Genomic DNA, 12,813 nt, shown 5'->3' with positions numbered 1-12,813 from the left:
GTTCATCTTTGCCAGTACGGCGGCGTGCGGAACCGCTCTACGTAATAATCAATCACCGCCCTGACGTTAAGGGGCGGATGACGCGCGTTCGGGTAGATCGCCGCAATGGTTTGCGGCTCGGTGTTGATCGAACATTCATGATCCTGCAGAAGTGACACCAGCTCGCCGCTGTTTAGCCTTTCGCTCACCAGCCAGTCGGGGAACAGCACGATCCCCATTCCGCCCAGCGCGGCAATCAGCAGCGTTTCAGCGTTGTTGGAGGTCATCAGCGGCGCAACGGGATAGTGAATCCACGCCGCATTTGGACGGCGAATGAGCCAGCGGTTAGGCCCGGATGATCCGCGATAGACAAGGCAGCTGTGATGCGCAAAATCCTCCGGCTTCTCAGGCACGCCGTGCTTTTGCAAATAGGACGGCGATGCCGCCAGATGATACAGCTGCTGCCCGAGCACCCGCGCGTGAAATGAAGAGTCCGTCAGCGTGCCGATGCGGAACAACACGTCGGCGGCGTCCCGGTGAGGATCGATAAAATCGTCGGTGAGGGTCAAATCAAGATTGAGCCGGGGGTAGCGCGCCGACAGCCCCGCCAGGCCAGGGGCTACGTGCCGCTGTCCAAAAAATACCGGGCAGTTGATGCGAATGAGCCCAGTTGGCTCGATGGATCGCTCATCCAGCTCCCGGCGCGCCTCGTCAAGACTTCCTGCCATCGCCCGGGCGTAGCGGATAAAGAGATGCCCGCTTTCCGTCGGGATCACGGCCCGCGTATTGCGATAAAAAAGCTGCTGGCCGAGCGCGTCCTCAAGCTGGTGGATCACGCGTGAAACCTGCGAGGCGGAGATCCCTTCCCGCCGCGCAACCACGGAGAAATTCTGCGATTCATAAACCGCGATAAAGATCAGCAGCGCGCGAATGCTGATGTTTCCGGCATCGATCATTAGTGCATTTCCTGCAATGGTGTTTCCTGCATTATGGCATTTTTCTCACTGCTGATACCCCGTATTCTTCGTCGCCTGGACAACAAGAGAGTGAGCTATGCAACTTATTTTAATTTTCCTGGTGATTGCTGGCGGGATGGGGCTGTCCGTAGAGGCGGGACTGCTGGGACCGCTAGGCGGCGAAGTGGGTGATTTGTGGGCCACGTTCAGCATCTTCGGCGTGGGTGCCGCGCTGACGTTTCTGCTGATGCTGTTTTTCAGCCCGCGCAACAGCCCGTCATTTTTTACACAGCCGTCCTGGCAACTGCTTGGCGGAGTGCTCGGCCCCGTGTACGTGGTCATTCTGACCGTTGCAACACCCGCTATCGGCATCGCGATGACCATGATTGGTATTCTGGCCGGTCAGGTGTTTAAGAGCCTGATCATCGATCACTTTGGTCTGCTGGGTACGCCACACAGGAAGATAAACGCGAAACGCATCGTGGCGCTGGTTTTTATTATTGCCGCACTGGTTCTGGTGGCTCAGGGGTAAACGTATGACACTGATGATGATTTTACTGGCCGTCTGCGGCGGCGCGACGCTGAGCATTCAGGCCGCGATCAACGGGCAGCTCGGCGGCAGCGTGGGCGTATTTAAAAGCGCGTTTCTGACGTTTTCCGTCGGCGCGCTGGTGACCGCCCTGCTCATTTTCTTCTTTGAGCCTAAGCAGGCGGTCACGCTGCTGGACGTGCCAAAATGGCAGCTCCTCGGCGCGATGTTTGGCGTGCCCTATATCGTGATAATGGTGCTCGCCGTACAGCGGATCGGCACCGCCGTCGCCACGGTAGCGGTGATCTTCGGCCAGCTCACCATGAGTATGCTGATTGATAACTTTGGCTGGCTGGGCAATCCCGCCATTCCGTTTTCGCTGAGCCGCCTGGGCGCGGTAGTTTGCCTGGGGATTGCCCTGTACTTCATCTACTCCAGCAGCAAAACCGGCAGCATCCGCGACTAAACCGAGGCCTTACGGGTAAAGAACAGCGTCACCGTGGCGACGGTGACGCCAAATTTCTTCATCTCGGTTTTATTGAACAGATGGGTCTCATCCTGCAGGTACATCCAGTCGTCGAAATGCAGCAGCCAGGTTTTGCCGTTGGCCTTTACGTTCATGCTGTAATGCCAGTTAAAGGCGTTGCCTGCGGCCTGCCCCGAGGCAACCCCTTCAATATCCCCCGCCGTTCCCTCGTAGCGATCGTTCCCCACGCGGCGGATGTGCCAGACGCGCTGCTGTTTTTCACCATCGTCGTAAACAAAGTGTTCGTTGAGCGTCAGCGTATCGCCAATCACATCCCCGGCGATCTCAACGTGGAAACGGCGGATCTGCTTGCCGCTGCGATCCTGCACCATGCCCCACGCTTCGGTTTTGCCCTGGAAGTAATGGAAGATATCAAGCCGTGGCTGCTGCTGGCGATACTCGGTCACCTCCGTGCTGCAGCCTGCCAGCAGCATCGTGAGCGCCAGCGCCAGGGTCAGGAAATGTTTCATTTTTGGCCTCCGATTAACTGCTGACGCAGTTCAGGGTATTGCGTGCGGGGATCGAGCCATATGGCCAGAAAGCGCGTACTGAACGCCGCTGGCTGCGCTGGCCCCAATGGAGTGAAACCTGTCTGCGCGTCAGGCGCGCGGTACCAGAACTGTCCCTGCTGATTTTTAAGCACAAACGCCAACTGCGCGCCTGCCTTGACGTCTGGCCAGAGCGATTCCAGCCTGCGAAGCCATGCTTCGCTCAGCGGCTCCTGCTGCAAAATTCCCTGCGCCTGCCACTGATCGCGCGTCGCTTCAACCAGATCCTTACGGTCGATGTCGCGCGCATAGGTAATGACCAGCGCCTGATCCCTGTTTTCGCCGGTGTAGCGTCCATCGGGCGTCAGCAGTTGCGAGGTGTAGACGGTGAAGGGCCCCCAGGTGAGCGTGGCGCTGCCTACTTTGCGCCAGCTTAGCCAGTCAGCGGCGTTCGCGACCGGTACGGTAAGGGTCAGACAGATTAACATCAGCAGGGTTTTCATTGTTGTCTCCCCATCAGCAGGTGGAAAAACAGCATTAATACCAGCCAGCCCGGTACCATCCAGCTGACGACGATAAAACCAGGTTCCAGGAACGTAATTGCCCCCAGCCGCTCGCCGATAAGGTAGGCCACGGGCCCGCCGACGGTCGCCAGCAGCGTTAAGATCCAGCCCGGCAAGGTAGTGGTGCACGTCAGTCGGGTCCAGACGGTGGCGAACATCAGCCACAGCGCCACCATCCACAGGGGCATCAGCGAGTCGCCTGTGAAGGCAATAAGCCCCGTCACCGCCCAGAGGGCGTCCAGCACGCTGCCTGCGGCCGCCAGCAAAATGGCGTAAATACGGTGTGCAGGCGACAGCATCAGGCAGGCAAGGATCGCCAGCGCGAGCCAGACGACCAGCCCCCGCTCGCGAAACAGCACCACCAGCGTCCAGTAGAGATCGAACGCAATCGCCATAAGGAACACCTGCACGTAACGTCTCATACGCGTTCCGCTGTCAGCTGCGCCACGCTGATGGTGCGGGCGTTAAACCCGGCTTCGCAGTAGCCGAAGTAGTAGAGCCACATCCGGCGGAAACGTTCGTCAAAGCCGAGCGTTTCAATCTCCTGCCAGGCGTGGACAAAGCGCTGCCGCCAGTGAGCCAGCGTGCGGGCGTAGTCCGGCCCCATGTCGAAGAGGTTGCGCACCACAAAATCGGTGTGGCGCGTCATCAATTCGTTCATGGCGGTGACGCTCGGCAAAAAGCCGCCGGGGAAAATGTAGCGCTGAATAAAGTCGACGCTTTTGCTGTAGTCGCGGTAGCGCTGGTCCTGAATGGTGATGGCCTGAATCGCCATCCGTCCCCCCGGGCGCAGCCGCGCCTGGCAGGTACGGAAGAACGTGGGCAGATAGCGTTGCCCGACGGCTTCAATCATCTCTATCGACACCAGCTTGTCGTACTGCCCGGTAAGGTCGCGATAGTCGCAGAGCAGCACCTCAACGCGATCCTGCAACCCGGCGCGGGCGATGCGCTCGGTCGCCCAAATATATTGCTCCTGCGACAGCGTGGTGGTGGTGACCCGACAGCCGTAGTGACGGGCCGCGTATTCCGCCATCGCTCCCCAGCCGGTGCCAATTTCCAGCAGGTGGTCACCCGGGTTTAGCGCCAGCTGGTCGCACAGACGCGCCATTTTAGCCTGCTGAGCTGCAGTAAGATCCTGCTCGTCAGCGGTAAACAGCGCGCTGGAATAGAGCAGCTCCTTATCCAGAAAGTGGGCATAAAAGGTGTTGCCCAGATCGTAATGGGCGGCAATATTTTCGCGCGCCTGCGCGCGGGAGTTACGCCGCGTCCAGTGGCGCAGCCGCTCCAGCGGCCTGCCGAGCAGGCGGAAACCATTCTCCAGACGGCCAAGCACCTTGCCGTTGAGCGCCAGCAGCTCCAGAAGCGGCGTCAGGTGCGTGGTCTCCCATTCGCCGTCCATCCAGGCCTCTGCCGCCGCGAGGCTGCCGCCCGTTAAGATGCGCCAGTAAAGCCCTGGCGTGAGGATCTGCACGTCGGCATGCAGCGCGGCTGATGTCTCACCAAAATGAAAGGTCTGCGCCCCTTCACGTAGCGTCAGCGAGCCGCCGCGAATGCCGCTTAACAGCCGAAAAAGCAGCCAGCGCGCGATGCGGACGTTGCGCGGGATATCGGGTTCAAGCGCAAAGACGGGATCGGTCATGAGCGTTCACTCCTGCTGACGGGATGGTTATACAGCGGCACGCGCTTGAGCCACAGCCGCAGCGCCTGCCAGTAAATGGCGAAAACGGTTTTCAGGGTCATCAGCGGGATACGCAGCAGCAGCGAACGCAGCGCCGGGCGGGTCAGCGGCTCCCGACGCAGCGCCAGCGTAGCGTCAAAGACCTTCGCTTCCTGATGATTTTCAATGTGCATATGCAGCGTATTGTCCGGGTTGTTGAAGCGCCAGTGGTAGACCATGTCCATCGGGTTGAAGGGCGAAACGTGAAACGCTTTCTCCGTGGGCCGGGAATTCTGCCCGTCTACCGCGTAGTAGTGCCGCTCGTTCCACGGCGTGTTGCGCACTTCGGCGAGCACCCAGCGAAGCGCATTGTGCTGGTCATAGCAGTAGTAAAAATTGACCGGATTAAAATGGAACCCGAAATAGCGCAGCTGCGTCAGGAGCATGACTCGCCCCTGCGGACGTTCCCCGGTCAGGCTCTCCAGCCTGCTCAGCACGTTCTCTTTGAGCGGCGTGCCCAGCGGATAGTCCGCGTCGTGGAACGAGGCGGCGGCCACGCGGTTACGGCGTACGCCCACCGAGGGCAATGTTTCCAGCTCATCGAGATCCAGCCAGGCCATAAAAACGCTGTAGCTGAATGTGTGGGTTTTCGGCTGGAGGCGTCGGTGGCGCAATACGCCGTGGTAGAGGCAGCTGTTCATCTCAGTTCCCCTCCCCGGCCGCTATCGCATTGACCACGTCCAGCGCGCTGCGCACCCCGTCCTCATGAAAACCGTTGTACCAGTACGCCCCGCAGAACCAGCTCCGGTGATGACCGTTAATCTCTCCGCGACGCGCCTGCGCGCGCCAGCTTTCAGGGTTGAACAGCGGGTGTTCATAGATAAAGCGCTTCAGAACGAAACGCTCATCAACCGGCGTTTCAGGATTCAGAGTGACGCAGAACAGCGGACTCCCCTCGGGCAGCCCCTGCAAAATGTTCATGTTGTAAGTGACGCAGGCGCTGGCCTGGTCACGTTCACTCAGGCGATAGTTCCAGCTCGCCCACGCGCGCTCGCGCACCGGCAGCCAGCGTCTGTCGCTGTGTAACACCACCTCGTTGCGCTGCCAGCCGATATCGCCCAGCACGTCACGTTCTGCAGGCGTCGGCTCGTCCAGCATCGCCAGCGCCTGCCCGGAATGGCAGGCAAAAATCACCTGATCGAAGGTATAAATGCCGTTTTCAAGCTGAAGCGTGACCCCGTGCTCGTGGCGGCTCACCCGCTGCACCGGCGAATTGAGATGCAAGTTCAGACGGTCGCCCAGCTTGTCGAGCATGGCGCGGATGTACTCCCGCGAGCCGCCGGGGACAACGTACCACTGCGGGCGATGGGTAATATCCAGCAGGCCGTGATGCTCAAAGAAGCGCAGGAACAGCGGCAGCGGAAAGCGCCTCATCTCCTGCAGCGATGAGGACCAGATCGCGGCCCCCATCGGCAGAATGTAGTGGCGTGCAAAAAACGGGGTGAAACCGTGCTGTTCAAGAAACATCTCAAGCGTGGCGTTCGGGTCCACCTCCCCGTCCAGCGCCTGTTTTGCCAGACGATTGAAGCGGACGATCTCCCCAAGCAGCCGCCAGAATGACGGATTCACCAGGTTTCGGCGTTGGGCAAACAGCGACGTCAGCGTGTGTCCGTTATACTCCAGCCCCGTCGCCGGGTTGCGCACAGAAAAGCTCATCTGCGTTTTTTGTCCGCTGATGCCTAGCTCGCTAAGCAGGCCCATGAAGCGCGGATAAGTGCGGTCGTTATAGACGATAAACCCGGTGTCGATGGCCCAGGTCCCCTGCGACGTGGAGACGTCTACCGTCGCAGTGTGTCCGCCCGGCGTTGCACCCGCTTCAAACAGGGTGACCTGATGATGGCCCGCCAGACGCCAGGCGCAGGTTAGCCCGGCAATACCGCTGCCGATAATCGCGATCTTCATGAGCGCACCATCCTGCGCAGCAGCGCGTTCTGGATCAGGGTCGGAAGCCATGAGAGCAGCCGCAGGATCAGGCCGAAACCGGAAGGAAACGCGATATGGCTTTTATTCTTCGCCAGCCCGGCGCGTATTGCATTCACGGCCTCGTCAACGGTCACTCTGCCCGGCATGGCAAAATCATTTTTTTGGGTCAGCGGCGTATCCACAAACCCCGGAGAAACCACGGTTACACCAATCCCTTTCGGCTCCCAGTCCAGACGCAGCGTGTCGGCGAACCAGGTGAGCGCGGCTTTGGACGCTCCGTAGGCTTCGGCTCGCGGAAAATGAAGCCAGTGCGCCATCGAACTGACCAATACCACGCGATGACCTGCAGCCAACTGCGGCTGAAGCGCGGCGAGGCAGTTCACCGGGCCGAGGAAATTGGTCTTCATCACCCGCTCCACCAGCGCGGCATCCACCACGCCACGATCGAGGTATTCACACGTCCCGGCGCAGAGGATCGCCAGTTCGGCATTACAGTCCTTCAATGCCTGGCAACTGGCGTCCTTGTCTGTCATGTCGAAGCGGCGCACCGTGATGTTCGGACTGTGCAGCTGGAGGGCGTCCAGACGCGACGCATCGCGCCCGCAGGCAATAACCTGGTAGCCGTCAGCGGCAAAGGATTTCGCCAGCCCGGCCCCAATGCCCGAGCTGGCGCCGGTAATGAGCACCGTTTTCATGATTTTACCCTCCGCTTCACGCCGCGTACCGCCCAGCCCAGCAGAGGAAGGTGTTCGTAGATCATCTCCCCCGCGTCGTAGTAATCGCGCTGACGCGTGATGAGATCGTTTTCCGTGTCCACTACTGAACACCCCGGCAGGTCAAGAGGCTCTCCCCCGGCAATACGCGGGTGCGACCAGTGCATTGTCCAGGTGACGACAAACCGGCGTTCGCTCAGAAGGGGGGCATCAATGGTAAAACGGCAGTTTTCGACATTCGCCAGCAAATGGGTGAAATAGCGCTGGAGCGCAAAAAGCCCGTTGTGTTCGCCAAACGGATCGACAAGCGTGGCATCCGGGTGATAAAGCCCCACCAGCGCCGACGGCGGCTGAGCGTCCAGCGTGGCGTAGTAATCAACAAACCGACTGACAACGGGCGGCAACGTGCTCATGGGTCACATCCTGGCTGTAAATAACGTGGCGTAATCGCATAATTAAAACTTACACAATCATCGTTATTTGTCCAAGTTTGTGTTGATCTATTTTTTATTTCTATTTTATATCAATAAGTTAAAACCATGAGAAAGAATGGGTTTTGTAGGCCAAATAAGGCGTAGCCGCCACCCGGCTTTAACTTTCAGGATATCCTTAAGGCAAACTCGCCGCCCTTCTTCCAGGCTTATCCTTTTTATTCATAAGGATGCCTGACATGAAACGCTTCTTTCTCTCCCTTTTCTCCAGCCCTGAGTCATTGCTCCAGGTAATGAGCCAGCAGGAAATCATTGAAGCCGTAGAAGATGGCGATCGCATCATTATCGACCAGGACGGGAACGCCTCGGTGAACTACAGAAGCAATGAGGTACGGCAGGATTTTCTGCGTCACGTCGACGCGCTGAAGAGGGCCTGATATGGGAACGGCAATCTTTATGGTGCTGATGGTGTGCGGGTACTGGTATACCAGCCGCGACCTGTCCACCCGCTTCAAAATCAAGCGTTCCTTTGGCTGGGACGTCTATTTTCTCGTGGCGCTTTATGGCTGTATTTTTGTTCTTCAGGGCGTGATTGCCACCGGTTTGCTCTGGCTACTCCTGCTCTCCCTTTCCGCCGCCAACAACGCTTTTCACTTTGCCTCACCGAAATATACCGACTGGCAAATCGACTTTATGAACTGGAGCTTTTTAGGCATCCAGGCGCCGGTCGTCGTGATGCTGGCGTTTGCCATCCTGTTTTGCCTCTACCGCTCTAACTGGGCAGGCAGTGCCAGGCTGGACGGTGAAAGCCGGAAAAAGCTCTACAAACGTCTGGCGCAGTCGAGCGGTATTGAACAGGTGCTGTATCAATGCATGGAGGAAGGAGAACTGGCGCAGGTGTCGCTTCGGTCGGGGCGGATTTACGTCGGCATGATCCACACCGCCACGCTGGAGTACGAAAAAACGGCCAATATCGTGCTGATCCCGATGCTGAGCGGGTACAGAGATGCAAAGACGATGAATCTGCGCATCGAGAATAACTACAGCAGGTGGTATGCGGAGCATGACATTACGCTCGACTCTGAACCCCGCAGCGCCATGTCATTCCGGAAGGTAATTTTACTCAATCAGATTGAGAGCATCTCGCTGTTCGATCCCGCAAGTGCCAGCGCGCTTGAGATGGCGCAGGCAGAAGAGAAGCCGGTGTGAACGCGTTCCGTGCTGGCAGAGATCGACACGATTAGCCATCCGAGGTTGACCGGGCACAGGATTTACAGCTCGGCGTAAGCCTCGCGTTTTTCTGCCCATTTCAGCATGGCATCGAGCGCCGGGCATAATGCCTGCCCCCATTCGGTGAGTCGATATTCTACTTTCGGCGGCACCTGAGGGTAGACCATCCGCGAAACAATTCCGTCGGATTCCAGTTGCCGCAGCTGCTGCGCCAGCATTTTCTGGGAAATACCGGGGATCAGTTTTTCGAAATCAGAGTAGCGCTGCACTTTTCCGTCGAACAGATGAAAAAGAATAATCAATTTCCAGCGACCTTCCAGCAGCCGTAATACCTGTTCCACGCCGCTTGCGGCAGATTCCGGGCTATATAACTTACTCATAATTCAGTCACTCACTTTTTCGTGCGTACTTGTCAATTTCTCAGTCTATGTTGAATATACCCGTACTGTAAATAACGGGAGTTAAAGGTCATGTCATTAGATATTCATTTCACAGGTAAGCGCGTGCTTGTTACCGCTGGAACAAAAGGGCTTGGAAAAGCAGTGGTCGGACTTTTAAAACAGCTCGGTGCAACGGTATTAACCACGGCGCGCCACGCGCCTGAGGTAAATATCGCCGATACATTCGTAGCCGCTGACCTGACGACAGTTGCAGGATGTGCCTCCGTCGCATCGGCGGTGCAGGAACAGATGGGCGGTGTCGACGTGATTGTCCATGTCGCAGGTGGTTCAACCGCACCCGGTGGCGGTTTCGCTGCGCTTGGTGAAGCCGAGTGGCAGCAGGAGCTAAGTCTTAACCTGTTGCCCGCCGTACGCTTAGATCGCGCCCTGCTCCCCGGAATGGTTGCGCAGGGAAACGGGGTGATTATTCACGTGACGTCTATTCAGCGCGAACTGCCGTTACCGGAATCAACCACGGGCTACGCGGCGGCTAAAGCAGCCCTCTCGACCTACAGCAAGAGCCTGTCAAAGGAAGTCTCGCCGAAGGGTGTTCGGGTCGTGCGCGTTGCACCCGGCTGGATCGAAACCGAAGCCGCGGTTGCACTGGCGGAGAGGCTGGCAGAGCAGGCAGGAACAGACTACGAAGGTGGCAAACAGATCATTATGAAGGCGTTAGGTGGAATACCACTCGGACGCCCTGCCAAACCGATTGAGGTGGCTAACCTCATCGTCTTCCTCGCGTCATCTCATGCTTCAAGTATCACAGGGACAGAATACGTGATTGATGGCGGCACCATTCCGACAGTATAACGCGGGTGCGTGATCGGCTCGGTACGAGAGCTGATTAAGCGCAGGGAAATATCACTGACCGGTCAGTTTCTCTAAGCCCGTTGTTAACGCTTTAACCACCCTTTCTGGATCCATACCCATTTGCGCATGAATAATAGCGCCGTCAATGAGCATCATCATGTCATTGACGGTCTCTTCATCATTTATACCGGTGAGCGTGACGATTGTTTTCTTTGTCTCTGATTTATGGTCCCGGCATATCTCTTTTATTTCACTTTCAATATCTTCCGATTTAGCCTCTGCGCTGGCATTAATAAACGCGCAGCCGTGGAATTCGGGTGAAATAAACCACTCGTAAAGCGTTGCAGATACTGCATCAGAAGGTATTTCGCCTTCGTCAAAATGTCGACGCAGCGTAGTCTCAAACCAGCTAATCCATATTTCATGCCGATAGTGTAAATAGGCGAGAATAAGTAAACTTTTACTCGGAAAATGACGATAAAAAGTCACCTTGGTCACTTTTGACGCTTTAATTAGCGTATCCACCCCCGTCGCCCTGAAGCCTGTGGAATAAAACAGATCGTGCGCCGTGAGTAATATCTTATCTCTGACGCTAATTTTAGTATCGTTGCCTGCGGGTTCTGTTTTCATTTTTTTAGTAGCCTCAAAACGAAGGTTGACAGCGTTATTTTACAGGCATAGATTACCGCAAGTAGACAGACCTGTCTACATAATATAACCCAGAGGTAATCGCAATGAACACACGTCCTCCTTTACCGCCCTTCACCCGTGAAAGCGCTATCGAAAAAGTCAGACTGGCGGAAGATGGCTGGAACAGTCGCGACCCGGCTAAAGTCGCGCTTGCCTATACGCTCGATACCCAATGGCGCAACCGCGCAGAATTCGCGACCAACCGTGAAGAAGCCCAGGCGTTTCTGGCGCGGAAATGGAAAAAAGAGCTGGAGTATCGTCTGATTAAAGAGCTTTGGGCATTTACGGATAACCGAATCGCGGTGCGCTATGCCTATGAATGGCATGATGATTCCGGAAACTGGTTCCGTTCATACGGCAATGAAAACTGGGAGTTTGAGCCGGACGGGTTAATGAAGCGCCGTTTTGCCTGCGTAAACGATATGCCGATAAAAGAATCAGAGCGACTGTTCCACTGGCCGCTGGGAAGACGTCCGGACGATCACCCCTCTCTGAGCGATCTGGGTTTATAGCTTTATTAAGAGATAGCGCACATTTCAGGCGTGGCCTCAGGACTACCCTGTGAGCGGTTTTCAGGAGGTAGAAAATATGAAAAAGCTTCTGATCTGTTGTTTGTTTGGTAATACCGCAAACTCGCTCGCCAAAAAGATGCAGTCTCTGGCAGAACGCGAAGGCTATCCGCTGATGATTAGCGCTGTAGGGCTGGATAACTTCGCCAGTGTCGCTCCCGCTTTCGATGGTTTCCTCATCGCGCCGCACATTCAGTACAAACTCGATGAGATAAAAGAAACGGTGGGTAATACGCGTTCGATCGCCATTATTGAGAGTTTACCCTATGCGTCTCTGGACGCGAGTAAGGTGTTAAATTTCGTGAAGGAACAGATGCCTGAACTGGCTGCCTGATATATAAGGCCGCATTTTTTGCGGCCTCCTCTCATCCGCCGATTAAAACGCATCGACACAAGGCTGGCACTGTCATATAGATGCCATTGCGCGCGAAAAACAGTGATACACTTACCCCATCTGATTTATCGTCCCGTCTGAAGGGTTCATGACGAAAACGCATGTAACCAAATCACGAAATGGTCACTCGTTGTCATTCGAAGCCTGTCACGCTAAGCTTAAAAAATGACTAAAAATTTGAACGTCCCAGTTACACGTGGTCCACTTGACCACTCCGTCCGAGAGCAGATCGTCGAAGCGGCATTTGAGCACTTCGGTCACTACGGCTATGAAAAAACCACCGTGGCAGAGCTTGCTAAATCCATCGGTTTTTCAAAGGCCTACATTTATAAATTTTTTGACTCCAAACAGGCTATCGGCGAGGTGATCTGTGCTAACCGCCTGGAGCTGATCATGACCGCAGTGTATTCAGCACTCGCCGATGCGCCCTCCGCCAGCGAGAAAATACGTCGTCTCTTCAGGGCGCTCACCGAGGCAGGAAGCGAACTGTTTTTCCACGATCGTAAGCTTTACGACATCGCTGCCGTGGCCGCGCGGGAAAAATGGCCTTCAGCAGAAAGGTATTCAGAACACCTGTTAAAACTGATTGAGAGCATTATTGTCGAAGGCAGGCAGGCCGGGGAGTTCGAAAGGAAAACCCCGCTCGATGAGGCTACACTCGCGATATATCTGGTGATGTGCCCTTTCATTAACCCCATTCAACTGCAATACAATCTCGAAACCGCCCCCACCGCAGCGATCCTTCTCCCCTCACTGATTTTAAGAAGTCTGGCTCCCTGATTTGTGACCATTGACATTATTGGTCACTAGTCAGAGAATGCGGAAACTGTCCTGTTATTTTAATAAGGGTTTCCC

19 protein-coding genes are annotated in these 12,813 nt (G+C 56.2%); 8 read left to right on the top strand and 11 right to left on the bottom strand.

Annotation, left to right across the window (positions count from 1 at the left end):
* Window positions 1-2 precede the first annotated feature (2 nt).
* The gene (locus tag ENTMO_RS0111670; RefSeq protein ID WP_010430859.1) at window positions 3-935 is read right to left on the bottom strand and encodes a LysR family transcriptional regulator; all 933 of its coding nucleotides are present in this window, start codon (window positions 933-935) and stop codon (window positions 3-5) included.
* A 97-nt stretch (window positions 936-1,032) separates the two neighbouring features.
* Here ENTMO_RS0111670 and ENTMO_RS0111665 point away from each other — a divergent pair, with 97 nt between their 5' ends.
* Both ENTMO_RS0111665 and ENTMO_RS0111660 read left to right on the top strand, forming a co-directional pair.
* Window positions 1,033-1,467, top strand: coding sequence for a DMT family transporter (locus ENTMO_RS0111665; RefSeq protein WP_010430856.1), 435 nt, complete (start codon window positions 1,033-1,035; stop codon window positions 1,465-1,467).
* Window positions 1,468-1,471: 4 nt separating this feature from the next.
* A complete protein-coding gene (locus tag ENTMO_RS0111660; protein WP_010430853.1) occupies window positions 1,472-1,930 on the top strand; it encodes a DMT family transporter in 459 nt (152 codons plus the stop codon).
* On the opposite strand, the gene ENTMO_RS0111655 is transcribed toward ENTMO_RS0111660, so the two are convergent.
* The 8 genes from ENTMO_RS0111655 to ENTMO_RS0111620 are packed head-to-tail and all read right to left on the bottom strand — an operon-like array spanning window position 1,927 to window position 7,807.
* Window positions 1,927-2,460, bottom strand: a complete 534-nt coding sequence (locus tag ENTMO_RS0111655) for a DUF3833 domain-containing protein (protein ID WP_010430850.1) — start codon at window positions 2,458-2,460, stop codon at window positions 1,927-1,929. The two genes, ENTMO_RS0111660 and ENTMO_RS0111655, sit on opposite strands and share 4 nt — an antisense overlap.
* Window positions 2,457-2,981, bottom strand: coding sequence for a hypothetical protein (locus ENTMO_RS0111650; RefSeq protein ID WP_010430847.1), 525 nt, complete (start codon window positions 2,979-2,981; stop codon window positions 2,457-2,459). Before ENTMO_RS0111650 ends, ENTMO_RS0111655 begins: the two co-directional genes overlap by 4 nt.
* On the bottom strand, window positions 2,978-3,463 hold the full coding sequence (locus ENTMO_RS0111645) for a DUF2878 domain-containing protein (RefSeq protein ID WP_010430845.1): 486 nt from the start codon (window positions 3,461-3,463) through the stop codon (window positions 2,978-2,980). Before ENTMO_RS0111645 ends, ENTMO_RS0111650 begins: the two co-directional genes overlap by 4 nt.
* The gene (locus tag ENTMO_RS0111640; protein WP_010430842.1) at window positions 3,460-4,680 is read right to left on the bottom strand and encodes an SAM-dependent methyltransferase; all 1,221 of its coding nucleotides are present in this window, start codon (window positions 4,678-4,680) and stop codon (window positions 3,460-3,462) included. The genes ENTMO_RS0111645 and ENTMO_RS0111640 overlap by 4 nt, the downstream gene beginning before the upstream one ends.
* On the bottom strand, window positions 4,677-5,399 hold the full coding sequence (locus ENTMO_RS0111635) for a DUF1365 domain-containing protein (protein WP_010430839.1): 723 nt from the start codon (window positions 5,397-5,399) through the stop codon (window positions 4,677-4,679). Before ENTMO_RS0111635 ends, ENTMO_RS0111640 begins: the two co-directional genes overlap by 4 nt.
* Before the next feature lies 1 nt (window position 5,400).
* Window positions 5,401-6,660, bottom strand: coding sequence for an NAD(P)/FAD-dependent oxidoreductase (locus ENTMO_RS0111630; RefSeq protein ID WP_010430836.1), 1,260 nt, complete (start codon window positions 6,658-6,660; stop codon window positions 5,401-5,403).
* Window positions 6,657-7,376 (bottom strand): SDR family NAD(P)-dependent oxidoreductase, encoded by a 720-nt coding sequence (locus tag ENTMO_RS0111625; RefSeq protein WP_010430832.1) that lies wholly within the window; start codon window positions 7,374-7,376, stop codon window positions 6,657-6,659. Before ENTMO_RS0111625 ends, ENTMO_RS0111630 begins: the two co-directional genes overlap by 4 nt.
* The gene (locus tag ENTMO_RS0111620; protein ID WP_010430831.1) at window positions 7,373-7,807 is read right to left on the bottom strand and encodes a nuclear transport factor 2 family protein; all 435 of its coding nucleotides are present in this window, start codon (window positions 7,805-7,807) and stop codon (window positions 7,373-7,375) included. The genes ENTMO_RS0111625 and ENTMO_RS0111620 overlap by 4 nt, the downstream gene beginning before the upstream one ends.
* A gap of 257 nt (window positions 7,808-8,064) precedes the next feature.
* On the opposite strand from ENTMO_RS0111620, the gene ENTMO_RS0111615 reads away from it, so the two are divergent.
* Both ENTMO_RS0111615 and ENTMO_RS0111610 read left to right on the top strand, forming a co-directional pair.
* The gene (locus ENTMO_RS0111615) at window positions 8,065-8,262 is read left to right on the top strand and encodes a hypothetical protein (protein WP_010430828.1); all 198 of its coding nucleotides are present in this window, start codon (window positions 8,065-8,067) and stop codon (window positions 8,260-8,262) included.
* Window position 8,263: 1 nt separating this feature from the next.
* Window positions 8,264-9,034 carry a hypothetical protein gene (locus ENTMO_RS0111610; protein WP_010430825.1) on the top strand — a complete coding sequence of 257 codons (771 nt, stop codon included), beginning with the start codon at window positions 8,264-8,266 and terminating at the stop codon, window positions 9,032-9,034.
* A 62-nt stretch (window positions 9,035-9,096) separates the two neighbouring features.
* Here ENTMO_RS0111610 and ENTMO_RS0111605 read toward each other — a convergent pair whose 3' ends face one another.
* Window positions 9,097-9,435, bottom strand: coding sequence for a winged helix-turn-helix transcriptional regulator (locus ENTMO_RS0111605; protein ID WP_010430822.1), 339 nt, complete (start codon window positions 9,433-9,435; stop codon window positions 9,097-9,099).
* A 90-nt stretch (window positions 9,436-9,525) separates the two neighbouring features.
* On the opposite strand from ENTMO_RS0111605, the gene ENTMO_RS0111600 reads away from it, so the two are divergent.
* Complete coding sequence (locus tag ENTMO_RS0111600) at window positions 9,526-10,305, top strand: SDR family oxidoreductase (protein ID WP_010430819.1); 780 nt, start codon at window positions 9,526-9,528, stop codon at window positions 10,303-10,305.
* A gap of 51 nt (window positions 10,306-10,356) precedes the next feature.
* On the opposite strand, the gene ENTMO_RS0111595 is transcribed toward ENTMO_RS0111600, so the two are convergent.
* A complete protein-coding gene (locus ENTMO_RS0111595; RefSeq protein ID WP_010430815.1) occupies window positions 10,357-10,935 on the bottom strand; it encodes a TetR/AcrR family transcriptional regulator in 579 nt (192 codons plus the stop codon).
* Between the two features lie 104 nt (window positions 10,936-11,039).
* Between ENTMO_RS0111595 and ENTMO_RS0111590 the strand changes: the two genes are divergently transcribed.
* The 3 genes from ENTMO_RS0111590 (at window position 11,040) to ENTMO_RS0111580 (ending at window position 12,738) form a co-directional block, all read left to right on the top strand.
* Window positions 11,040-11,507, top strand: coding sequence for a nuclear transport factor 2 family protein (locus ENTMO_RS0111590; protein ID WP_010430814.1), 468 nt, complete (start codon window positions 11,040-11,042; stop codon window positions 11,505-11,507).
* Window positions 11,508-11,583: 76 nt separating this feature from the next.
* Window positions 11,584-11,898: a PTS sugar transporter subunit IIB gene (locus tag ENTMO_RS0111585; RefSeq protein ID WP_010430812.1), complete on the top strand. Its 315-nt coding sequence runs from the start codon at window positions 11,584-11,586 to the stop codon at window positions 11,896-11,898.
* Between the two features lie 225 nt (window positions 11,899-12,123).
* Window positions 12,124-12,738, top strand: a complete 615-nt coding sequence (locus ENTMO_RS0111580) for a TetR/AcrR family transcriptional regulator (protein ID WP_010430809.1) — start codon at window positions 12,124-12,126, stop codon at window positions 12,736-12,738.
* The last annotated feature ends 75 nt before the right edge of the window (window positions 12,739-12,813 follow it).

The organism is Enterobacter mori LMG 25706 (assembly GCF_000211415.1).
In the GTDB taxonomy this organism is placed as follows: Bacteria; Pseudomonadota; Gammaproteobacteria; order Enterobacterales; family Enterobacteriaceae; genus Enterobacter; species Enterobacter mori.
The sequence above is the reverse complement of the archived record's forward strand: the minus strand, read 5'-3'. Positions and strand labels throughout refer to the sequence as shown.

Coding starts and splice junctions, on each gene's coding strand:
- ENTMO_RS0111625 (WP_010430832.1), bottom strand. CDS start 7,376: ATGAAAACGGTGCTCATTACCGGCGCCAGCTCGGGCATTGGGGCCGGG.
- ENTMO_RS0111665 (WP_010430856.1), top strand. CDS start 1,033: ATGCAACTTATTTTAATTTTCCTGGTGATTGCTGGCGGGATGGGGCTG.
- ENTMO_RS0111580 (WP_010430809.1), top strand. CDS start 12,124: ATGACTAAAAATTTGAACGTCCCAGTTACACGTGGTCCACTTGACCAC.
- ENTMO_RS0111655 (WP_010430850.1), bottom strand. CDS start 2,460: ATGAAACATTTCCTGACCCTGGCGCTGGCGCTCACGATGCTGCTGGCA.
- ENTMO_RS0111640 (WP_010430842.1), bottom strand. CDS start 4,680: ATGACCGATCCCGTCTTTGCGCTTGAACCCGATATCCCGCGCAACGTC.
- ENTMO_RS0111615 (WP_010430828.1), top strand. CDS start 8,065: ATGAAACGCTTCTTTCTCTCCCTTTTCTCCAGCCCTGAGTCATTGCTC.
- ENTMO_RS0111645 (WP_010430845.1), bottom strand. CDS start 3,463: ATGAGACGTTACGTGCAGGTGTTCCTTATGGCGATTGCGTTCGATCTC.
- ENTMO_RS0111660 (WP_010430853.1), top strand. CDS start 1,472: ATGACACTGATGATGATTTTACTGGCCGTCTGCGGCGGCGCGACGCTG.
- ENTMO_RS0111595 (WP_010430815.1), bottom strand. CDS start 10,935: ATGAAAACAGAACCCGCAGGCAACGATACTAAAATTAGCGTCAGAGAT.
- ENTMO_RS0111620 (WP_010430831.1), bottom strand. CDS start 7,807: ATGAGCACGTTGCCGCCCGTTGTCAGTCGGTTTGTTGATTACTACGCC.
- ENTMO_RS0111590 (WP_010430814.1), top strand. CDS start 11,040: ATGAACACACGTCCTCCTTTACCGCCCTTCACCCGTGAAAGCGCTATC.
- ENTMO_RS0111635 (WP_010430839.1), bottom strand. CDS start 5,399: ATGAACAGCTGCCTCTACCACGGCGTATTGCGCCACCGACGCCTCCAG.
- ENTMO_RS0111610 (WP_010430825.1), top strand. CDS start 8,264: ATGGGAACGGCAATCTTTATGGTGCTGATGGTGTGCGGGTACTGGTAT.
- ENTMO_RS0111630 (WP_010430836.1), bottom strand. CDS start 6,660: ATGAAGATCGCGATTATCGGCAGCGGTATTGCCGGGCTAACCTGCGCC.
- ENTMO_RS0111650 (WP_010430847.1), bottom strand. CDS start 2,981: ATGAAAACCCTGCTGATGTTAATCTGTCTGACCCTTACCGTACCGGTC.
- ENTMO_RS0111585 (WP_010430812.1), top strand. CDS start 11,584: ATGAAAAAGCTTCTGATCTGTTGTTTGTTTGGTAATACCGCAAACTCG.
- ENTMO_RS0111670 (WP_010430859.1), bottom strand. CDS start 935: ATGATCGATGCCGGAAACATCAGCATTCGCGCGCTGCTGATCTTTATC.
- ENTMO_RS0111605 (WP_010430822.1), bottom strand. CDS start 9,435: ATGAGTAAGTTATATAGCCCGGAATCTGCCGCAAGCGGCGTGGAACAG.
- ENTMO_RS0111600 (WP_010430819.1), top strand. CDS start 9,526: ATGTCATTAGATATTCATTTCACAGGTAAGCGCGTGCTTGTTACCGCT.